The 21,520-nt window shown below is 43.6% G+C and carries 17 protein-coding genes; 12 read left to right on the plus strand and 5 right to left on the minus strand.

Translation table 11 applies throughout. The features are described 5' to 3' along the window. The first annotated feature begins 52 nt into the window (after positions 1-52). The 7 genes from I2I33_RS05995 (at position 53) to I2I33_RS20530 (ending at position 11,114) form a co-directional block, all read left to right on the plus strand. Entirely contained in the window at positions 53-1,210 is a 1,158-nt protein-coding gene (locus I2I33_RS05995) for a FecR family protein (protein ID WP_087420931.1), read from the plus strand. Positions 1,211-1,289: 79 nt separating this feature from the next. Continuing rightward, positions 1,290-4,658 (plus strand): SusC/RagA family TonB-linked outer membrane protein, encoded by a 3,369-nt coding sequence (locus tag I2I33_RS06000; protein WP_168044134.1) that lies wholly within the window; start codon positions 1,290-1,292, stop codon positions 4,656-4,658. A 20-nt stretch (positions 4,659-4,678) separates the two neighbouring features. Continuing rightward, entirely contained in the window at positions 4,679-6,157 is a 1,479-nt protein-coding gene (locus tag I2I33_RS06005) for a RagB/SusD family nutrient uptake outer membrane protein (protein WP_087420932.1), read from the plus strand. A 32-nt stretch (positions 6,158-6,189) separates the two neighbouring features. Next, complete coding sequence (locus I2I33_RS06010; protein ID WP_158572042.1) at positions 6,190-7,050, plus strand: DUF4843 domain-containing protein; 861 nt, start codon at positions 6,190-6,192, stop codon at positions 7,048-7,050. Positions 7,051-7,074: 24 nt separating this feature from the next. After that, entirely contained in the window at positions 7,075-8,616 is a 1,542-nt protein-coding gene (locus I2I33_RS06015) for a PKD-like family lipoprotein (RefSeq protein ID WP_087420934.1), read from the plus strand. Between the two features lie 2 nt (positions 8,617-8,618). Beyond that, entirely contained in the window at positions 8,619-10,793 is a 2,175-nt protein-coding gene (locus I2I33_RS06020) for a TlpA family protein disulfide reductase (RefSeq protein ID WP_087420935.1), read from the plus strand. A 126-nt stretch (positions 10,794-10,919) separates the two neighbouring features. Next, a complete protein-coding gene (locus I2I33_RS20530; protein WP_087420936.1) occupies positions 10,920-11,114 on the plus strand; it encodes a PLDc N-terminal domain-containing protein in 195 nt (64 codons plus the stop codon). Between the two features lie 82 nt (positions 11,115-11,196). Here the strand turns inward: I2I33_RS20530 and I2I33_RS06030 are convergent, their stop codons facing one another. The 5 genes from I2I33_RS06030 to I2I33_RS06050 all read right to left on the minus strand — a co-directional run bounded on the left by I2I33_RS06030 (position 11,197) and on the right by I2I33_RS06050 (position 15,520). Further along, positions 11,197-11,748, minus strand: coding sequence for a 2-oxoacid:acceptor oxidoreductase family protein (locus I2I33_RS06030; protein WP_027202853.1), 552 nt, complete (start codon positions 11,746-11,748; stop codon positions 11,197-11,199). 97 nt (positions 11,749-11,845) lie between these two features. Beyond that, the gene (locus I2I33_RS06035) at positions 11,846-12,613 is read right to left on the minus strand and encodes a thiamine pyrophosphate-dependent enzyme (RefSeq protein WP_087420937.1); all 768 of its coding nucleotides are present in this window, start codon (positions 12,611-12,613) and stop codon (positions 11,846-11,848) included. A gap of 3 nt (positions 12,614-12,616) precedes the next feature. Beyond that, entirely contained in the window at positions 12,617-13,702 is a 1,086-nt protein-coding gene (locus tag I2I33_RS06040) for a 3-methyl-2-oxobutanoate dehydrogenase subunit VorB (RefSeq protein ID WP_087420938.1), read from the minus strand. 18 nt (positions 13,703-13,720) lie between these two features. Then, positions 13,721-13,948, minus strand: coding sequence for a 4Fe-4S binding protein (locus I2I33_RS06045; RefSeq protein ID WP_087420939.1), 228 nt, complete (start codon positions 13,946-13,948; stop codon positions 13,721-13,723). 255 nt (positions 13,949-14,203) lie between these two features. Then, positions 14,204-15,520: a pyridoxal phosphate-dependent aminotransferase gene (locus I2I33_RS06050; protein WP_087420940.1), complete on the minus strand. Its 1,317-nt coding sequence runs from the start codon at positions 15,518-15,520 to the stop codon at positions 14,204-14,206. 526 nt (positions 15,521-16,046) lie between these two features. On the opposite strand from I2I33_RS06050, the gene I2I33_RS06055 reads away from it, so the two are divergent. The 5 genes from I2I33_RS06055 to I2I33_RS06075 all read left to right on the plus strand — a co-directional run bounded on the left by I2I33_RS06055 (position 16,047) and on the right by I2I33_RS06075 (position 21,494). Beyond that, a complete protein-coding gene (locus I2I33_RS06055; RefSeq protein WP_087420941.1) occupies positions 16,047-17,276 on the plus strand; it encodes an ABC transporter permease in 1,230 nt (409 codons plus the stop codon). A gap of 4 nt (positions 17,277-17,280) precedes the next feature. After that, positions 17,281-18,054 carry an energy transducer TonB gene (locus tag I2I33_RS06060; RefSeq protein ID WP_087420942.1) on the plus strand — a complete coding sequence of 258 codons (774 nt, stop codon included), beginning with the start codon at positions 17,281-17,283 and terminating at the stop codon, positions 18,052-18,054. After that, complete coding sequence (locus tag I2I33_RS06065; protein ID WP_087420943.1) at positions 18,051-18,740, plus strand: ComF family protein; 690 nt, start codon at positions 18,051-18,053, stop codon at positions 18,738-18,740. The genes I2I33_RS06060 and I2I33_RS06065 overlap by 4 nt, the downstream gene beginning before the upstream one ends. 82 nt (positions 18,741-18,822) lie before the next feature. Next, positions 18,823-20,736 carry an Ig-like domain-containing protein gene (locus tag I2I33_RS06070; protein WP_087420944.1) on the plus strand — a complete coding sequence of 638 codons (1,914 nt, stop codon included), beginning with the start codon at positions 18,823-18,825 and terminating at the stop codon, positions 20,734-20,736. Continuing rightward, positions 20,733-21,494 (plus strand): DUF3108 domain-containing protein, encoded by a 762-nt coding sequence (locus I2I33_RS06075; RefSeq protein ID WP_087420945.1) that lies wholly within the window; start codon positions 20,733-20,735, stop codon positions 21,492-21,494. Before I2I33_RS06070 ends, I2I33_RS06075 begins: the two co-directional genes overlap by 4 nt. Positions 21,495-21,520: the final 26 nt, after the last annotated feature.

Consider the following 21,520-nt stretch of genomic DNA (forward strand, 5'->3'; position numbering starts at 1 on the left):
AGGGTGTCACCCTGTGGGGAGGTGTTCACGTTTTAGGGGAAATTTTTGAAAAATGGAGAAAATTGATCCTAGGATAGAGCTTGTTATTTATCGTTTTTTACGTGGGGAACTCTCTGCGTTTGAACGGGAAATGCTCGAATCCTGGTTACGTGAAGGAAGGCATAGGGAATTGTTCGAGAAAATTTGCAACAAGGAGAATATGCTGGAAAAGTCGTTCTATTTTGATCGACTGGATAAAGGAAGGGAGAAAACGTGGCTCCGTTTGGAACGGGCTACCGGGTTGCGTCGTCGTCTTGTGATGCGTCGCTGGGCGGTGGCAGCTTCATTGATTGTTCCTCTTTTGATCGGGATAATGTACTTGAATATGCGGCAGGTAGAACCGGGAGTGCCGGAGCTACGGCAAGAGCGAATTGTTCCGGGAGTATCAACGGCACAGCTTTATTTACCTGATGGCAAAGTGGTCGATTTGGGTAAAGACAGTATTTGTGACTTACAGTTGTTTGAAGGTGGCCGGTTCGTGAATGAACGAGGGACGTTGACCTACAAAAGTGATAGTGCGGAAATAAGTGCGGCCCAATACAGCGAAATCCGGATTCCGAGGGGGGGAGAGTATAAAGTCGTGCTGCCCGACGGAACGGTGGTATGGTTAAATGCGGAATCGTCTCTTCGTTTCCCGACCGTGTTTACAGGGAAGGAACGGAAAGTGTACGCGAAGGGGGAGCTTTATTTTGACGTGAAACATGATGAGGCGAAACCTTTTATCGTGGAGGTGGAGAAAGACTACACGGTTCGGGTACTCGGAACTGAATTTAATATTCGTGCGTATGGCGGGTCTTCCCGGGCGACAACTCTGGTGAAAGGACGTGTACAGGTGAAGGGGGCGGATAACACTGTGCTGTTGAAACCGGGTCAACAAGCTTTTGAGGCTCCGGGTACAAACGATCTTGAAGTACTTGACGTGGATGTGGCTCCTTACGTGGCATGGCATGAGGGAAAATTCCATTTTGTTCATGTTTCCTTGAAAGATATAATGGAGGAACTATCTCGCTGGTATGACGTGCAGGTTATTTTTGAGAATCCGGCGGTGATGAACGAGTGTTTCACGATCGAGATGCAACGATTTGATGATTTTAATAAAGTATTGAGATTAATAGAACGAACTGGCATGGTGACTATCTCCGTGGATGGCCATACGGTGACTGTAAAATAGAAAAAACGGGAGATCTGGACCATCCCCCGTTTAAGTAAGGTGCCTGAGGCACAATGTGAAATTTTAATGATACAAAGTTATGAAAAAAATCAGAACGAGTGGGTTTTTTAGGCGAGCCCATGGGAATTTTTTGTTGATGATGAGGTTAACAATGTTGTCCCTACTGATGACGTTTGTCTCGTTCACGGCCACAGCGCTGGGTCAACGAACGACGATCAAACTGGACAACGTGGAATTACAAGTTGCTTTTAACGAAATTAAACAGAAAATGGGGTACACCTTCGTGTACAATGATCAAGTGGTGAAGAACGTGGGGAAGATTTCCGTGAATGTTACCTCTGATAACGTGACGCATATTCTGAAAAAATGTCTGGAAGGAACGTCTCTCGATTTTTATATCGAGGATAATATCGTGGTGATCGTGGCTAAGACGGAACAGTCTACTCGTGGTACGGATAAAAAAGCCGTGACCGTAAAAGGAAAAGTGGTTGACGAGGGAAAACATCCGCTACCGGGGGTAACGGTATTAATAAAAGGGACAACGTTAGGCGTAACGACGGGATTGGAAGGAGAGTTTTCAATTGTTGTTACTGATACAACTCACGCTGAACTTGTATTTTCTTTTATTGGGATGGTTTCTCAAACAATTTCTTATAAAAATATTCCAAAAAGCGGAGAGTGGACCGTTGTATTGAAAGAAGAAGTACAGGGACTGGACGAGGTTGTCGTGACGGGTATTTATTCTCGTAAGAAAGAGAGTTTCACAGGATCGTCGACAACTTATACGGCGAAGGAATTAAAGACGATCGGTAACACGAACGTGTTGCAGAGTCTGAAGACGATGGACCCTTCTTTTGCCATTATGGAGAACAATCAGTTTGGTTCTGACCCCAACCGTTTGCCGGATATTAACGTGCGTGGTAAAACGAGCGTGATTGGTTTGACACAGGAGTACGAGACAGACCCGAATCAACCGTTGTTTATATTGGACGGTTTTGAGACGACGTTAGCTACAATTAGTGATTTGAGTATGGATCGGGTGGAGAGTATTACGGTACTGAAAGATGCCGCAGCCACGGCTATTTACGGTGCGAAGGCTGCCAACGGGGTTGTAGTGGTGGAAACAAAGGCTCCGGCAGCAGGGACGCTCAGGTTGAATTATAACGGAAATTTGAATTTCACGTTTGCAGATTTGTCTGATTACAATTTGATGAATTCTGCAGAGAAATTAGAGTTTGAACGTTTAGCTGGGTATTATGGAGATTTAGATGTTAATGGAGAGATCGTGTCGGAGGGATACCAGCAATTGTACTATCAGCGTTTGGCGGAAGTAAAACGAGGGGTTGATACTTACTGGATGAGTGAACCTTTGCGGTTTGCAACTTCTCATAGTCATAATCTTTTTGCAGAGGGAGGGGATGACCGGATGCGTTACGGGATTGGTTTCAGTTATAATAAGACACAAGGTGTGATGAAAGGTTCTGATCGTGATGTGTTGAATGGTAACGTGAGGTTGATGTATCGTTATAAAACCGTGGCGTTCACGAACTATTTGAATCTGGATTACACGATGTCTTCTCGTGAGAATGTGTCCTTTTCTGAGTTCTCCCGGGCGAACCCGTATCATCGGAAGTTGAACGAGTATGGAGAGCCGGATCAAGTTATGGAAACTTACACGGATTCTGACATTAATTCATCTTCATATCTGAAGACTCTGAACGTGTATAATCCGTTGTATGATATGATATTGAATAGTTCAAACGAAAGTCGTTCTTTCGGATTCAGAAATAATTTCGAGATCGACTGGCGAGTATATGATGAGTTACGGGTAAAGGGACGTTTCAGTATTAGTAAATCATCTGCAAAAGCGGAAGTGTTTAAATCTCCGAAAGCCTCTGATTTTGTCGGTGCCGAGTCTACGGAGAAAGGAACTTACACGGAGACGAATGAAGAGAACTTGAGTTACGACGGTGATTTTAATGTGACTTACGGAAAGTTATTTAATGAGAAACACATGGTAAATGCCGTGGGTGGTATACGTTTAGCATCTAATCAGGCCAAATCGAGTGGCTTTGTTTCAAGAGGATTTATTGATGACCGTTATTCTAATCCGTCTTTTTCTACGGGGTATCCTTCTGGGGGCAAACCGAACTATTCCAACACGGAAAAACGGTCGGCTAGTTATTATCTAAATGCCGGTTATGCTTATGATAATCGCTATTTACTGGATGCGAATTTTCGTTCGGACGGATCATCCGTTTTCGGGTTATCACAGCAATTTACGACTACTTGGGCCATTGGATTAGGTTGGAACGTGCATAACGAGGCTTTCTTTAAAGGACAGGATTGGATTAACTATTTGAAGTTACGTTTTTCTATCGGTAATCCCGGAAACCAGAATTTCGATGCTTATATTTCAATGAACGTGTACGGGTATTCTACCGCTTATCCTAATCCATTCGGATTAAGTGCTGTAATCTCTACTTGGGGAAACAATAATCTGGAGTGGCAGAAGACGATTGATCAGAACTACGGGATTGACATGGCTTTCTTGAAAAACAGGTTGAAGGTAACGGTAGATTATTTCATTAAAAATACCGACCCTCTATTAGTTTACGTGCAGATGCCTTCATCCACGGGATCGAGTACAGCCCCGATGAATCTGGGTAAACAGGTGACGGAGGGTGTGACAGCCGTGTTGAATTACACGATATTACAGAAAGAGCATATGAATTGGAATTTTAACCTGAACGCCAGACATATCACGTCCGAATATAAAAATATCGGGAATTCTTTGGATAAATACAATCAAGATAACAGAAGTTCGAATCTGACAAGATATTACGATGGCGGTAGTCCTTCTGATTTATGGGCGGTACGTTCCGCCGGTATTGATCCGGCAACCGGACGGGAAATTTTTATCAAGAAGGATGGAACGCAGACTTTTGTACATGATTATGCGGATGAAGTTGTCGTGGGAAATTCCGATCCTAAGGTAGAAGGTGTTATCGGGACTTCATTCTATTATAAAGGGTTCACGGCCTCAATTAATTTACGGTATCGGTTAGGTGGTCAGATATTTTTATCCACGTTATATGATAAAGTAGAGAATATTTCTGATAATGCTTTGAAGTATAATCAGGATAAACGGGCCTTGTACGATCGTTGGCAAAAGCCGGGGGACGTGAGTAAGTTTAAAGCTATTTCATTGACCGAAACGACCCCGATGTCTTCTCGTTTTGTTGCGGATGAAAACACGTTGAGTGGTGAGTCTATTTCTTTGGGTTACGAGACTCAAGCAAAATGGCTAAGGTATATAGGAGCGTCTTCCATGACAATTCGTGGGTACATGAATGATATATTCCGAATTTCCACGGTGAAAAATGAGCGGGGATTGGATTACCCGTTTGCCCGTACGGTGGCTTTTTCCCTTGGTGTGAGGTTTTAATGACTTAAAGTAGATTGATTATGAATGCAATAAAAAAGATAAAATCAGTATTCGCCACGGGGTTGGTATTATTACTCGTGTCATGTAATTCATGGCTGGAAGTGGACCCGGAAGATAGAATTATGGATAATACCTTATTTAAGGATAAGGAGGGATTCATGACCGCACTAAATGGCGTGTATTCGGAATTGAACAAGACGTCTTTGTACGGTCGTAATCTGACAATGGGAATGATTGACGTGATGGCGCAATATTATAATTGTAATATTGCAGATCACGCTTATGCCCGTTATATGGATTATTCCTACGAGGATGCTACTTATAAAACTCAGATTGATAATATTTGGTCAGGATTGTACACTATGATTGCAAATTGTAACGCTATCATAGAGCATTGTGGCAATGGAAATTCTGTGCTACCGGACGAGTATTATCGTATGATTAAAGGTGAAGCTATTGGCTTGCGGGCGATGATGCATTTGGATCTGTTGAGAATGTTCGGTCCGATCTGGTCGGCTACGGGTAAAGAAACTGTTTGTATGCCTTATATGACGGTGGCGGATCGTGTCGTGCAGCCTCTATTACGGGCAGATAGCGTGATGAGTTATATTATTAAAGATTTGGAAACGGCTGCCAGTCTATTGTTGACGGTTGATCCGGTGATTACCGAAGGGGCAAAGAATTACGGGGAGGAGGTTGGTTCAAATGATATGAATTATCGTCAGTATCGGTTGAATTATTTTGCAATAAATGCTTTAATGGCACGTGCCTATTTGTGGAGTGGAAACACGCAGAAGGCTGGCGAGTATGCCCGAACCGTGATAGAAAAGGTTAGTGATAAGAATACGCCTTTATTTCCATTGATTGATGCCGATTACATGGAGGCTAATTCAGACCGGGTGTTCTCTCCGGAGGTACTGTTCTCTCTTTACAATACTTCTCGCCCGGATGTTGTTTACAAGACGTTGTTCGTACCGACATTGGCGACAACGAGTATATTGACGATGGCGGGAGATCTGGCAACGGGTAGGGTTAATGAAACGTATGATGATAAGAATGATTATCGTTATCGTATGTGGGAATCTACCGTGGAGAATAACCGGGAAGTAACCTATTTTATCAAGTATATGGATGAAACCCGGACGGGGTCGGAGGCTTATCGTTATATGATTCCGCTGATTCGGATGAGCGAATTGTACTTGATTGCGGCAGAATGTGAAACTAATGTACAAACGGCTTTAGACAAGTATTTTAACCCGTTGCGTTTTAGTCGTAATTGCGTGAATCAAAATGCATCTTCTGCGGAAGAGTTAAAGAGTTTGATTCGGGCCGAGTATGTGAGAGAATTTATTGGTGAGGGACAGTTGTTTTTCTATTATAAACGGAATGCTTTGCAACACATCCCGGATGGAGGTACGGTGAATAGTATAAAGAATATTTCTTTGGATAGTTACGTGTTCCCCTTACCGGATAGTGAAACGAGCCAGCGGGCGGAGTAAACGGAATATGGTTTTACTAAAAAGACATGAATATGAAAAAGATAATATATATGATCGCTCTTTTTTGGGCGGCTATCGGAATGATCAGTTGTGAAAAAGAGGTGAAAGATTATGATGGGGAAGAAGGTGTTTACTTTTACGTGCAATGGGGTGCCGAGTGGGGAGACACGACGAAATGGGCAAACCAGTCTTACACACCCGTCGAATTTGTGAACATTTTGGGAGATACATACGAGGTGAAAGTGAGAGTGATGTCAACCGGAAGAGTGAAGGATTATGACCGGACTTTCCAGATGGTGGTTGATAAAGATTCTACCACAGCTGTGGTGAATCAGAATTATGAACCGTTTGAGGAGATGCAGGTGATTAAAGCCGGACAGACTTATGCGGATGTGGTTATCCATTTGAAAAGAAACGAGAATATTATGGAGGTTGAAAAAGTGCTGGGTTTAAGACTCCTTCCAACGAATGATTTTATTATCGGTATTCCCGAATGGGGCAAGTTAGCCGGAATGTGGTCTAGCGAAGGTTCTAGTGAATTTGATGCCTCCGTGCATAAGATTATCATGAGTGACTTTATCGTGAAACCGGCTCGTTGGATCGGGGGAGTGTACGATCAGCCGGGAGATACGGAAAGTGGACGTTGGGGAGTTTTCACGGTAAAGAAGTACAAGTTGATTTGTGACCAGTTTGATTTGACGTATGAAGACTTTCAAACTGAAGCAACTATGCCGGGAGCGAAACAAGCCGTGATTCAAGAACATATGGCTAACTATCTACAAGAGCTTTATGATAAAGGAACTCCAGTATTGGAGGATGATGGACGTTTGATGTGGTTCATGGGAGTATCTTGGACGTCTGTCGTGGGAGTACCTTGGGTACCAGAACAATAGGTTGAATGTATAAAATAGTATGTTATGAGACGAAATATAATATTGTTTTTGATGTTAGCCTTTTCATGTGTCGTAGTTTCTTGTTATGATGATAAGGGATCTTATGATTACACGGAGGTGAATGAGATTGTGATAGACGAGCTGGGGGATGGTTATAGTATGATCTTTAAAAAAGATACACTGAAAATTAAACCCAAGCTATTATTTTCACTAGACAGTTTAACACCCGATAGATATGAGTACGAGTGGAAAGCTGTTCCGGGAGTGGCTAGTGATCTTTCTAGCGAAGTGATAGGAACGGAACGGGAGTTGAAGTATTTTATGGAGCTTTACCCGGGATCTTACGCCCTTTATTTGAAAGTGAGGGATAAGCAAACCGGACTGTTGTGGATGAATTATACCTCTTTAGTCGTGAGAACGGAGGTTGCCCGTGGATTCCTTTTGATTGGGGAGGATGAGGATGGATTCGTGAACGTGGACATGATTGCCATGCCGGGTGACACGATCGTGTTGAAGAACCTATTGTCAAATAATGGATTGCCACCTATGCGAGGAGCAAAAAGTATTATGTACACGAGTGCTTATACTGCGTCTATGGACCCGTATGTGAAATTATGGGTTGCTACGGAGGATCGTTCCTATTACGTGAATACGACGACATTTGAGGGCGATCCTTTAAATACTTTCGAACGTATGGTCTATTCAAGTTTTGAAATGCCGGAGCAATTGAATCCCGTACACATGATTGCTAAAAATAGAGCTGGAAATATGTCCACGAATCGTATGGTTGTTTGTGATAACGGATATGTTTTCATGGTGTCTCTTTATAGTGGAGAGTATTATCCGAATCCGATGAATAGGGCTTCAAAATCTCAGGATGTGTTGTTCAAAGCTTATCCCTATATATTCTCGTCTCCGGGGTACGTGTATGGTGCGGTGCTTTATGATACGGACGATAATCGTTTCTTGCGTTTTGGAACGTTTGACACTTATTCTCGAGAGTTGTCTGATGGAACGGGAGATATTTTCCCGTGGATTCAACCGGAAGGTCGGGTGTTATGGTATGCAGAAAATACGATGGATACGGAGGGGGGAAGTTCTAACGGAAATTCATTTGCCTTGATGAAAGATACTGAAACCAATCAATTTCATATTTATAAGTTCTATGCTTATAGTAATGCTTATAAACGAGCTTATTATGCCATAAATTCTTCTTTGGCGACCGGGATAAATGATGCAAAATTGTTTGCTTTTTCGTCAAAACGTTCAATGTTCCTTTATGCCGTGGGAAAGACCTTGTATGCGTATGATTACAATAAGGGGTATGAAAAATTGTATAAGATGGAACTGGATGATGAAATCACTATGTTGAAATTTGATATTCAGTCGAATACAACGTATAATGATTTGTATATAGCGACATATAACAGTACGACAGGGGGAACTTTACAGAAGTATGTGTTAGGGACGGATCAGAATAAATTTGAATTGACACCAGATGAGCGTTGTCATTGGACGGATTTAGTGAAGGTGAAAGATATGGATTGGAGAAATAGTACGAAATAAGTATGAGAAAAAATTTAATATTATTCTGGATGATAGCGGTAATTTTACCGCTGTCATCTTTTGCTCAGGGAGTTGATTTTAAGTCGTTGACGATGAAGGAGGCGCAGACTGTTGCGGAGAAAGAGAAAAAGATGGTATTCATTGATTTCTACACGACGTGGTGCGGGCCGTGTAAGATGATGTCTTCGGAGGTATTTACCCAAGATCAGGTTGGCGAGTATTTTAACCGGACGTTTGTGAATCTGAAAGTGGATGCAGAGAAGGGTGAAGGGGTGGAGTTAGCTAAGAAGTATCAAGTGAAGGCTTACCCGACATTCGTGGTGTTACGGGCGGATGGGACGGAAGTTTATCGAACGGCAGGAGCCCGTCCGGCGGATGAGTTTGTCGACAAGATTAGGAAAGGAATTGATCCTAAATGGTCGCCTGAAGGTTTGACACGTCGTTACGAGAAGGGAGAGCGTACACCGGAGTTGGTGAACGAGTATGCTTTGTTACAGATGGAGACGGGAAACGGGGAGATCGGTGGAAAGGTTGTACAGGAGTATTTTGATAAACTATCGGATAAGAAGAGAGTGAAACCGGAAAACTTCTTTCTTTATACCCGTTACACGTTGAGTTACAAGGATCCGAAGGCCGATTACGTGTTTGCCAACAAAGACCGTTTTATCAAGGCAAACGGACAAGAGGTTGTCGAGCCTTTGTTGTATAATTGGCTACGGCAAGAGATGATCCCTTTCGTGATGGCGAAGGGAGTCCCGGATACGGGAGAAAACTTAAAGGCTTTGCAGGATTTGGAAACAAAGATTCAGAAGGCCGCTTTGGCGAATCCCGGTTGTATGTCGGAATTGGATGAGATTGCGAGGGTTCGTTGGGAAGGTGATTTGAAGGCTTATCTGGATATTTGCCGGGAAAAGTTTGCCTCGCTGGAATCCAAGGATCGTTTTTCCATATTGCTTGGTTTGGGGGCCTTGCAAGAAGAGAATGACGCTATAAAGACTTTGGCGGCCGGGTTACTCCGGGATCATCTGGATGAGTTTGAAAATACGAATCGGCGAGTGCTTTACATGACGCTGTTGAATCTTGAGGGAAAGAAGGAATACCGCCTGCGGGCCTCCATAGATGGGGTGAAGAAAGGGAAAGTGACGGTTTCTTACTTCTTGCGTGGAAAGTTTGAACGGGAAGATTACGAGTTCGATAATCACATGATAGATATTAGCCTTGCGGGACGAGATACGGTGGCAGCGAGTGTACGTTTGTTGTGTGAAGAACTAGCTTGTCCCACGGCAAGAGGGAATGATTATTATCCTCATTTCAACTTTATCGTTGTTCCGGGAGAGGCTGCCGTGGTGAAGGTTGATGCAGAGAAAGGGAAGGTAGCCGAGTTGGAATGGCAAAGAGGGGGAGCGATTTCTCATGATTTTGTTCGTCTGAATTATGATCTGTTGGAGGCAGACGAGCGGGGTTATAACCAACTGGTGATGGATAATATTATTCGTGGTGGTGATATTAGGGATTACCCGGACGAGTTCCAAGCGTCATGGGATGCGGGAAAACGTCGGGTCATGGCATTTATCCGGGAGAATCCGAATAGTTTTATCTCGGTGATGGAGTTGTGGGAACATTACATCTGGTTTGACGAGAACGAGGCCGAAGATATTTATAACCGTTTCCCCGAAAACTTGAAAGCAAGTCCCTACGGGCGGGTGATCGCGCAGCGTCTGGAGCGGAGTAAGGATTCGAGAACGGGGCAACCGGCAAAGAATTTCGTGAAGAAAGATATGAACGGGAAAACGGTGTCTCTTGAAAAGTTACGGGGAAAGTACGTGTTGCTGGACTTCTGGGGAAGCTGGTGCGGACCTTGCCGGGCATCGCATCCTCATTTGAAAGAGTTGTATGAAAAGTACAAAAAACAGGTCGTTTTTATCAACGTGGCCCAAGAGAACGTGAAAGATTTGAACGAGGCCCGGAAACTTTGGAAAACAGCAGTCAAGGAAGATGGGATGACGTGGACTCAAATATTGAATAACGAGGGACGGGACGAGTATGACGTGGTACGTTTATTTAATATTTCTTCGTTTCCGACGAAGGTATTAATTGATCCCAATGGTGTCGTGGTGTCACGAATGGTAGGGGGAATGGTTGATGCGGGGGAGATTTTGGAGAAAATAATTGATTGAATATGAAAAATTATTATTTTGCAGGAATAACGATATTTATGTTATTGATAGTTGCTCTTTCAATGTAATGATGGTATAATGTTACCAAGAAGGTTGGAGAATTAACTGTATTTTAATATTTAGATTATGTATGTTCTGTTAATCTTGATTGTTGTGGATGTTTTAGGTCTATTTTCAGTTTTAAGAAGAAATGATTTAGACCCGATTAATAAAGTTGTGTTCACTTTGTGTATCATTTTATTGCCCATTGTAGGCATCATCATTTATTATTTATTTTTATCAAGTAGAAAAAGAAGAAAATTTGATATTTCGAAACGTTGATGAAGGAGCAATGAGAAAGCAATGCGAGGAGATAAGGAGGTATAAAACGAATAACCCCGCCTTCCGGCGGGGTTATTTCGTTTTATAGTTGGTTAACAACTTCAACGCTGTTCATTCCGGTCTGGATGGCCTCGATGTTCATCGGGATCATCTTGTGATGACGAGGGGGTAAAGATTTTTGCAAACCTTTTTCCACGTTGTCAAGTTTCACGATCGGTTTTACCTTCAAGAATCCACCAAGAACGATCATGTTGAACACTTTCGGGTTACCTTGCTCTGCGGCAATGGCGGTTCCCTCGATCTTGTAGATATTGATGTCTTTTCTCGTCGGTTCGTGAGTGATACCGTTCGGGTCATAGATTAAAGTACCACCCGGTTTTACCATACTTTCGAACTTGTCCATAGATTGTTGGTTCAAGACGATAGCGGTATCGTATTTCGTTAAGATCGGGGAGCTGATACGCTCGTCGCTCAGGATAACGGTCACGTTGGCAGTACCACCACGCATTTCAGGACCGTAAGAAGGCATCCAAGCAACTTCCTGATCTTGCATAATTCCGGAGTAAGCAAGAATCTTTCCCATAGAAAGAACTCCTTGTCCACCGAATCCTGCTATAATGATTTCTTCTGTCATAATTTTAGAGTTTATAAGGTTTATAAAGTTGTAAAGTTTATAAGGTAAGTACAGAGACTTTATGGACCTTATGTACTTTATGAACTTTATGAACTGATTAAATGTCTTTGATGTCTCCTAACGGGTATTTCGGGAACATGTTGTCTACCATCCATTTGTTGGCTTCTACCGGGGTTACTTTCCAACCGGAGTTACATGTACTAACGATTTCCACGAAAGAAGTTCCTTTGTCTTTCCGGGTATTCTCGAATGCCTTGCGGATAGCGGCTTTTGCTTTACGCACGTTAGCCGGGGTGTGAACTGACTGACGGGTTACGTAGCAAGTTCCATCCAATTGTGCAAGTAATTCGGTTAATTTCATCGGGAATCCGTTCAATTTAGCGTCACGTCCGTAAGGAGTGGTAGCGGTTACCTGTCCCAAAAGGGTGGTAGGTGCCATCTGTCCTCCGGTCATACCGTAGATTGCGTTGTTGATAAAGATTACCACGATGTTTTCACCACGGTTACAAGCGTGCATGATTTCCCCGCATCCGATAGATGCCAAGTCTCCATCACCTTGATAGGTGAACACGTAACGATCGGGGTGAATACGGCTGATACCGGTTGCAACGGCCGGTGCACGTCCGTGTGCTGCCTCTGCCCAATCAATATCCAAATAGTTGTAAGCGAGTACGGAACATCCTACCGGAGAAACACCGATGGTTTTGTCCTGGATACCCATTTCTTCAATCACTTCCGCGATAATTTTGTGAACCACGCCATGGGAACATCCCGGACAGTAGTGCATCACGTTATCGGTAAGCACGGGAGTTTTCTTGTAAACAATATTCTCCTCTTTTATTATATCTTTTAATTCTACTGACATAGCTTATGCTCCTATAATTTGTTTTTCAAGTGCTTCAACGATCTCTTCCGGTGTCGGGATTACTCCTCCGAAACGTCCGAAGTGTTCTACCGGGATGTTATTGGCCACGTTCAAACGAACGTCTTCTACCATTTGACCGGCACTCATCTCTACAGTCAAGATACCTTTAACTTTCTTAGACAAGCGTGCAATTTCTTTCTTCGGGAAAGGATAAAGGGTAATCGGGCGAAGGATACCTACTTTGATCCCTTTTTCACGGCATAGTTGTACTGCTTTTTGGCAAATACGAGATGCTGATCCATAAGCCACAAATATGTATTCCGCGTCTTCACATTGAATTTCTTCGAAAAGAACGTCGTTTTCTTCCATCGCTTTGTATTTCTCTTGAAGTTTGTGGTTGAAAACCTCTTGTTTGTAAGAGTCCAGTTCCAATGAAGTTACCGTGTTGTGAGAACGGTGTGCTTTCTTACCGGTTAAAGCCCAGCTATCAGACATCTTGTCGATTTCTTCTTGTGTCCAGCGGGGTTTATATTCGCTCAATTGAACTTTTTCCATCATCTGTCCGATAACACCATCGGCAAGGATCATGGCCGGGTTACGATATTTGAATGCCAAGTCAAAACCAAGTCCTACGAAATCGTTCATTTCTTGAACGGAAGCGGGAGCAAGTACGATCAAGTGATAGTCACCATGACCACCACCTTTGGTTGCCTGGAAATAGTCACTTTGTGCCGGTTGGATAGTTCCCAATCCTGGGCCTCCACGTACTACATCGATCACCAAGCAGGGAAGTTCTGCTCCTGCCAAGTAGGTTAAACCTTCTTGCATCAACGAGATACCGGGGCTAGATGATGATGTCATTGCCTTTTTACCGCAAGCAGCGGCACCGTATACCATGTTGATAGAGGCCAATTCACTTTCGGCCTGCAATACGACCATTCCTGTTTCCTCCCACGGTTTGCGTAACATGAGAGTCTCCATGACTTCGGATTGCGGGGTAATAGGGTAACCATAATAAGCATCACATCCACAACGGATAGCAGCTTCGGCTAATACCTCGTTCCCTTTCATTAATTTTACTTCTGCCATTTTCGGTAGTTTTTATTCTTATTGTACATTCATTTTGTAAACGGTGATCACCGCATCCGGGCATACCAACGCGCAGCTGGCACATCCAATACATGCTTCCGGGTTTACCATCTCGGAGTAGTGGTATCCTTTTCCATTTACCTCTTTCGCCAAGTCAAGAGTTTTGGTAGGACACGCGACCACGCAAAGGTTACATCCTTTGCATTTTTCTTTGTCAACGACGACAGCGCCTCTAAATTTTGCCATAATTGAATTGATTATGATTTATAAATAAATTCTCTTTTTGCCTTATATTTTGTAACACATTTACGGGATAAAATTACAAACTTAAATTGAATCATGAAATAGTTTCTCTGTATTTTAACATTGTTTTACTTTCATGTTAAGGCCATTCCGCTGGAGCTTTTCCCGATTCAATTTCAGTAAATTGAAAACTCGAAGTTGAAAATTGAAAATGAGATTTTTGCAAGACATTTTCAATTTTCAATTCTCCATTTTCAATTATTTCGTGTGATCTGCCGCGAATCGTTTTAAACGTTCTTCCAGTTCCGGCATCCGGTGGAGTCCGGTTTGAGAAACGCAAGCACGGAGACCTTGTTTCTTGGAACCCGTGTCACGCAACGGGATCGCTGATATGCCGTAATACAGGATTTCTTTCGTGAGGTCACCACCCGTGAATCCCGGGTAGATGATCGTGAAATAGAACCCGTCGGCGATAGGTTCTTCCAGATCCCGGTCATACACGATCTCGAAACCGTATTTGGTGAACAGCTCTTTCATGGCGTGGGCTCTCTCCGCGTATTCCCGTACCCCGTCGAGGATGTTGATACGTCCCTCGTTGGCGGCTTTCAAGATGGCGGCCATGGCGTATTGGCAGGAGTGAGTCGTTCCGGATGATAACGTGTAAATGATCCGGTTCACGATGGTGTAACCTAACGTACCCATTCCCCCGAAACGATCGTGCAGGTTGTCGTATTTCCGGTTGTATAAAGCGTCAGAAATACACATGATTCCCAAACGTTGCCCGGCGTAACTAAATAGTTTGGAGCCGGAGATCATGACGATGTAGTTATCCGTGTATTTACCAACTGAGGGTTGGAACGGGGCTTTGCCCGGTACGGAAAGATCCCGACGGAAGTCCATGGCGAAGTAGGCCAAGTCTTCCAGCACGATCACGTCATATTTGGTGGCCAGTTCCCCGACGATTTTCAATTCCTCGTCCGTGAAACATATCCAAGCCGGGTTATTCGGGTTGCTGTACAGGATGGCAGCGATGTTTCCCTTGGAAAGATGCTCTTCCAGTTTCTCCCGTAATTTTTCACCCCTGTAATCATAAACGTCAAATGACTCGAACGGTTTTCCGATGACTTGCATTTGTGTTTTTTGAACGGGGAATCCCGGGTCGATGAAAAGAACGGTGTCTTTTCCTTTTTTACATTCCGTTACTGCCATGAAGGCGGCGAAGCAGGCTTGCATGGAACCCACGGTCGGGATGATACCTTCCGGCTTGATGTCGATGTCCACGAAGTTCTTTACGAACTTGGAACCTTCTTCCTTGAATTCCTTGTGGCCTTCGAGCATCGGGTAGAATTGAGCGCATCCGGCACGTAGCGCCTCGATCTCGGCGTCGATACCTATTTTAGAAGGGGCAAGTCCGGGAACGCCCATTTCCATACGGATGAATTTTTCCCCGCTTTCGGCTTCCACCATATTCACCACTTTCACGATGTCGCGTATCGTGGCATCTTCCATGTCACTGATCCCGCAGGCTGCCAGTTTCTGGTCAACGATCTTTTTGTCAATTAGATTATTTTGCATGACTACTTTATATGATTTATTCTATTTTTTCTCAGTATGTACGCGAGTTTAATAAAAAATTGTCATTATATATTCCGAAATCGTTTTAAATTTGAAGTGGAGTGTCTAATTTAGTTTGATTCTGAAATTGATTATTTTCTTTTTGCTTGTGTGCTACAAGTGATTTGATATATCCTTGTTTAGAATACTTTTAGAGATGGAAATAATTGGGTTTTCCTATTGTAAAAGTCTGTTCTCAAGGTTTTACTCTCTTTTTGTAGTCGTTGTTGCTCTATTGACAAAGGGTTATGCATGGGCGTTGAAAGGGTGATGAAAGGGAATAAGAAGATTATTATGGTTGTATTTGTACGTTATTGCAATGGGTGAAGGATGTCTGTGTAGTGTATTTCATGATTCTTAAATACATTCTTGGACACCCTCTTTCGAATCTGTTTTTGTTTTCGTAGTTTTGCAGTTGGATAATAGTAAAATTGAAATATTGAAGTGATCGTCATTTTCAATTTTCAATTTTCAATTTTCAATTGTTATGAATCTGGAATGGTACATTGCGCGTAGGTTGTTGAAAGGGGACGGTACGAAATCCGTGTCGGTGCCGATCGTAAAGATTGCGATTGTTGGGATCGCCTTGGGGTTGTGCGTGATGTTATTGTCGTTGTTTATTATCACGGGGTTTAAGTACGAGATCACCGAGAAATTGTCGGGTTTCACGGCTCATTTGAGCGTGGTGCCTTTTGTCCCCGGTTCGACGAGTGAGGGGGGAGTGGTCCGTGAATCGGAGAGTCTGGTGAAAGGCTTGAAAGAGGTGGAAGGAGTGAAGAACGTGTACGGGTATATCGAAAAGCCCGCGATTTTCAAGAGTAAAGAGGAGATTCACGGGGTGGTGTTGAAAGGGGTAGATGTGGGGTATGATGTTGTTTTTTTCAGGGAGAATCTGAAGGAGGGAAAAATGCCTGATTTTAAAACGGAACGGGCGTCAAATGAAATATTAATTTCTGCCTCCGTGGCGGATATGCTGGAAATCGGTGTCGGTGGAAAAGTCACGGCCCATTTCGTGCAGGACCCGCCGAGAGCGAGAGTGTTTACCGTTGCCGGAATTTACGACACGGGTTTCAAGGAGTATGATGACGTGATGGTGTTGGTTGATGAACGACATCTGGCGAAATTGAATGACTGGGGGCCGGGGGAGGTTTCCGGGATTGCTATCGAACTGGAGGATGTGGAGCGATTAAACGAGGTGGTAGAGGAGGTGGAAAATGTCGTGTATGATGCGAGTGGAAATTACGAGGTACAGACGCTTGCCGACGTGGCTCCGCAAATTTTTGACTGGTTGGCGTTGTTGAACATGAACGTGTGGGTGATCCTGATTTTGATTGTCACGGTGGCCGGTTTTAATATGGTGTCGGGGTTATTGATTTTGATTCTGGATAAGACTACTTTAATCGGGATATTGAAAGCATTAGGCTACAAAAATGTTTCTTTGCGAAAATTGTTCCTGTACATATCGGCAGGATTGATTATTAAAGGAATGTTATGGGGAAATGTGCTGGCCTTTGTTTTGGCAGGAATTCAGGCGATATTCCGTGTGATTCATCTTGATCCTGTGACGTATTATATGGACACGGTTCCAATTAATTTTAGTCTCGGATACGTGATATTATTGAATGTAGGAGTAATCGTGATAACCGTTTTAATGCTGATTGTCCCAACGATGCTGATTTCCAAGATTAGCCCGGTGAAGGCGATTAAATTCGAGTAAAGTTATGAGCGTGAAAAAGGATATATATGCTATTAGAGATTCTCTGTTGGATTGGTTGAAGGAACACCGACATGGTGTGATGGGTACGGTAATTTTTCATCTCGTGCTTGCTATCTTTTTGGTTTGTGTCGGAATTTCACGTTTGGATTCGCAACAGAGGATGGAAATCGAGATTGATATGCCGGAGCCGGAAATCGTTCAGCAAAAGCAAGAGGAGCAAAAAAAGAAGGAGCAAATTCTCCAACAAAGCGCTGACGAGGAGGTGAACGAGATGTTGCGTTCGTTGGCGGTGAACGAGGATGCCGTGAAGAAAAATGCTGAAACCCAGCCTCACGAACGAGTAGAAGAGTATATTGAACAGATCCAGGAGGAGATTGATAGTGATTACGGGGGACGTTACCGGGCGAATAAAAACAAGCATTACAAGGAGGATAGTATTCGTGTTCAGCGGGATAAAAAGGAACGGATGTTGGATTCACTCCAATCCACGGTTTACGTGGGGAAGAGTAGTGTGTCATATAATATAAAAGGGCGTTACAAGACTTATCTGCCGATTCCTGTTTATAAATGCGAGTTCGGTGGAAAAATCGTGGTTGCGGTAGTTGTGAATCGGCAAGGACGGGTTATTAAGGCTGAGGTGGTGGATGCGGAGTCGAATAAAGATGATTCTTTGCGTGAGGTGGCAGTAGATGCAGCCTTGAAGTCGGAATTTAACGTTGACGAGAAAGCCCCGGAACGACAGACGGGAACGATCACGTATAATTTTGTCAAACAATGACACAGTTTGTTTCTTCTATTTTTTCCCGCTTTTTTAGATTGTTATATCCCCGCACGTGCGTGGTGTGTGGTGATGTTCTGGTTGATGGTGAGCTTTTTTTGTGTTCAGCTTGTTTAAGCGGTTTGCCTTTGAACGAGGGTGTTGATGAGGAGGCGGACAAGGTGCTTGCGGATGATTTGGGAATCGAGCATTTATACTGGTTGTTCCGTTATGACCGGGCAAGTGATTTTCATAAATTAGTGTACGCTATCAAGTATCGTTCCAACCGGGAATTGGGCGTGTGGGCTGGGAAAATGTTGGGAGAACGGATGAAAGATGTCCGTGGGATTGATTGTATTATTCCCGTGCCGCTACATCCCGAACGGGAGAAGAAACGGGGATTTAATCAGGCTTTTCTGATTGGCACGGGGATTGTAAGTGTTTTAGGAGGACGGATCGAGCCGGAAGTGTTAAGGCGAGTGGTAAACACCCCTTCACAAACAGGTTTGGAACGGGGACAACGGGCTGATAACGTGGCCGAGGCTTTCGAGCTGGGGAATACGACTCGAGTGGAGGGATGCCACGTGTTGCTGGTAGATGATGTTGTGACAAGTGGAGCCACGATTCGGGCGTGTATGATGGAATTGAGTAAAATCAAGGGAGTACGGGTAAGTGTTGCTTGTTTGGGAAAGTCCGGCAGCATCTAAAAAAACTTGAATCTTAAATCTAAAATTGAAAGGATTTTAGCTTTTTTTCCCTAGTTTTGTAAAGTTAATATTTTTGAGGACTATGAATAAATTTTTTTGGAACGGATTCTGTTTTGTCGCTATTATCGTGGCGTTGATTATATATGCCTGTGCAAACAGGGGTTACCCGCAGGGAGGAGAGAAGGACGTGACACCACCTCAGGTTATCAAGGAGGTTCCGGAATCTTTTTCAACGAATTTCAAGGGAAAACAGATTGATATTTATTTCGACGAATATGTCCAGTTAAAGGATATTAACAAGAAATTCGTGATGTCTCCCCCGATGAAGAAGAAAGCCCGGGTGAGCTTGCGGGGAAAATACGTGCGGGTGACGTTTCAGGATTCTTTGAAACCGAACACGACTTACACGCTGGATTTTGCCGATGCGATCGTGGATAATAACGAGGGAAACCCGCTCGGTTTCTATCGCTACGTGTTTTCCACGGGGCCGCAACTGGATTCGATGGAGCTAGGGGGACAGGTCATTGATATGCAAACGCAGTTGCCCGTGCTGGGTGCTACCGTGATGTTCTACCAGAATACCGCGGATTCCGTGGCGCTGACCGATTTGCCGAGTTACGTGGCTAAAACGGATAGTGCCGGAATGTTTCGGGTGACTAATATTAAGAATGATACCTATCGGGTAATGGCAATCGATGATGCGAGAGGAAATTATTTGTTTGTGCCTTCAGAGACAAAAGTGGGTTTCATTGATTCTTTGATTCAGACTATATCGTTCCCCACGACAGTTTATGATACGATTCATCCGGACACGACGGTTGTCGAGGGACGGAGAACGAAGAAGGGTATGGAGTTCAAAGTGGTGTCTAAAGACACGATTGTCCGGCGTGATTTCACCATGTTTGGACCTACAAACTTGTTTATCCCGATGTTTGACGAGGAAAAGACTCAATTGTATCTGGTTGATGAGGCTCGTAAGGAGCGAGAACGATTGGATTTTACTTTCAGTATACCTGCTGATAACCAGTTGAACGTGCGATTGCTAGGAGTACATCTATTAAATAAGATTAATCAGGATGATTGGTATATCGAGGAACGTTCTGCCGGGAGGGATACGATTCAGTTGTGGATAAAGGACTCTTTGGTGTACAAGATCGATTCGCTCGTGGCTGAGGCCAGTTATTTGCGGACGGATTCGCTTGGTAAACGAGTGTTGCTTGCGGATACGATTAAATTCTATTACAAGGACAAACCGGAGCCCAAGGGTAAGCGTAAGAAGGAACAGGATTCCATTCCGGCAATTAAGTTTATGGAGATTAGCGCGGGTGTTGGTAGTACGGTGGATTTGAATAAGAACATCACACTGGAGTTTGATCGTCCGATCGTGGAGGAGGGGTTGAAGAATATCCAATTGTTGGAAATGGTGGATTCCGTTTTGACCCCGGTTGACTTTAACTTGAAACATGATAGTCTGAAAATTCGTAGGTATTACGTGGAGAAAGAATGGAAGCCGGAAACGGAATATCAGCTGTTGATCGATTCGATGGGTATATATAGTATTTACGGGTTGTATAATAACAAGCTCGTGAAGGATTTTAAAACGAAAGCGATCGAGGATTACGGGAATATTATCGTGAACGTGAAGGAGGCTACAACCCCGATTATTTTGCAACTTTACCAGGGCGATAAGGAGATCAAGGTGCTGGAAGAACGGACGATCAAGGGAGATGGGAAGGTTATCTTTGATTACTTGGGAGAGGGAACTTATATGATCCGGGCTATTCTCGACCGGAACGGAAACGGGAAATGGGACACGGGTAATTACTTGAAACATTTACAGCCGGAAGAGATAAAATATTTGCCCACGGAGATAAAATTGAAAAAGAATTTCGATGTCGAGCAAGACTTTGACATGAGTAAAACGTATAAGAGAGAAGATCCGAGTAAAAAGAAGAATACAGAAGGAGATAAAAAAAGAAATAGAACTAATCGATGAGAACGATTATATTGATAGTTACATTGTTTGTGAGCCTTCCTGCCATATCGCAGAAGAAGTTGCCTAACGTGATAGAGAAACTGACTTACAGGGGCTATTACAACTGGAGCTTTATCTGGATTAACGCGGGTTCGGTGGAAATGACCGTACAGCCTTCCGACAAGTATCCGAATGCCCAGTGTATATTTGCCGTGGGGTATTCGAATCCTTCGTGGGACTGGGTGTTCAAGCTGAGAGATACGTTGATATCGCATCATGATAGTATGACCTATAAACCTTACGAGTTTTCGAGAAAAGCGCACGAGGGGAATTACCATAAAACGTTCGATTACGTGTGGGATTACGATAGCGGGGTGATCCATGCTGATATACACCGGATTGGGAAATACCAACGTAAGGATACGATTAAATTGTTGCCGGACACGTACGATATGTTGTCCGTGGCATGGTATGCAAGGGAATTGGATTTTGATAACTACAAGAAAGGAGACCAGATCCCGATACGTATTCTACTGGACGATAAAATATACGATTTATATGTTCGTTACTTGGGGAAAGAGAAAGTGAAGACGGATAGCGGGCGGCGGATGTGTCACGTGTTTTCTCCCTTGCTCGTGGCCGGTGACGTGTTTAAAGGGGGAGAGAATATGAAGGTATGGGTAAGTGATGACGAGTATCGTATTCCCGTGATGGTCGAGGCCAAGATTATCGTGGGATCGGTGAAAGGTATCTTGGATGAGGCCAATAGTAAGTTTTAGCAATTGAAAATGCAGAATTGAAAATA

It is taken from the genome of Butyricimonas sp. BSD2780061689_150309_C8, from assembly GCF_015560935.1.
Lineage (GTDB): Bacteria > Bacteroidota > Bacteroidia > Bacteroidales > Marinifilaceae > Butyricimonas > Butyricimonas paravirosa.

Excerpts from the sequence above, each read along its gene's own strand:
- I2I33_RS05995 (WP_087420931.1), top strand. The coding sequence starts at position 53 with ATGGAGAAAATTGATCCTAGGATAGAGCTTGTTATTTATCGTTTTTTA.
- I2I33_RS06000 (WP_168044134.1), top strand. The coding sequence starts at position 1,290 with ATGAAAAAAATCAGAACGAGTGGGTTTTTTAGGCGAGCCCATGGGAAT.
- I2I33_RS06005 (WP_087420932.1), top strand. The coding sequence starts at position 4,679 with ATGAATGCAATAAAAAAGATAAAATCAGTATTCGCCACGGGGTTGGTA.
- I2I33_RS06010 (WP_158572042.1), top strand. The coding sequence starts at position 6,190 with ATGAAAAAGATAATATATATGATCGCTCTTTTTTGGGCGGCTATCGGA.
- I2I33_RS06015 (WP_087420934.1), top strand. The coding sequence starts at position 7,075 with ATGAGACGAAATATAATATTGTTTTTGATGTTAGCCTTTTCATGTGTC.
- I2I33_RS06020 (WP_087420935.1), top strand. The coding sequence starts at position 8,619 with ATGAGAAAAAATTTAATATTATTCTGGATGATAGCGGTAATTTTACCG.
- I2I33_RS20530 (WP_087420936.1), top strand. The coding sequence starts at position 10,920 with ATGTATGTTCTGTTAATCTTGATTGTTGTGGATGTTTTAGGTCTATTT.
- I2I33_RS06030 (WP_027202853.1), bottom strand. The coding sequence starts at position 11,748 with ATGACAGAAGAAATCATTATAGCAGGATTCGGTGGACAAGGAGTTCTT.
- I2I33_RS06035 (WP_087420937.1), bottom strand. The coding sequence starts at position 12,613 with ATGTCAGTAGAATTAAAAGATATAATAAAAGAGGAGAATATTGTTTAC.
- I2I33_RS06040 (WP_087420938.1), bottom strand. The coding sequence starts at position 13,702 with ATGGCAGAAGTAAAATTAATGAAAGGGAACGAGGTATTAGCCGAAGCT.
- I2I33_RS06045 (WP_087420939.1), bottom strand. The coding sequence starts at position 13,948 with ATGGCAAAATTTAGAGGCGCTGTCGTCGTTGACAAAGAAAAATGCAAA.
- I2I33_RS06050 (WP_087420940.1), bottom strand. The coding sequence starts at position 15,520 with ATGCAAAATAATCTAATTGACAAAAAGATCGTTGACCAGAAACTGGCA.
- I2I33_RS06055 (WP_087420941.1), top strand. The coding sequence starts at position 16,047 with ATGAATCTGGAATGGTACATTGCGCGTAGGTTGTTGAAAGGGGACGGT.
- I2I33_RS06060 (WP_087420942.1), top strand. The coding sequence starts at position 17,281 with ATGAGCGTGAAAAAGGATATATATGCTATTAGAGATTCTCTGTTGGAT.
- I2I33_RS06065 (WP_087420943.1), top strand. The coding sequence starts at position 18,051 with ATGACACAGTTTGTTTCTTCTATTTTTTCCCGCTTTTTTAGATTGTTA.
- I2I33_RS06070 (WP_087420944.1), top strand. The coding sequence starts at position 18,823 with ATGAATAAATTTTTTTGGAACGGATTCTGTTTTGTCGCTATTATCGTG.
- I2I33_RS06075 (WP_087420945.1), top strand. The coding sequence starts at position 20,733 with ATGAGAACGATTATATTGATAGTTACATTGTTTGTGAGCCTTCCTGCC.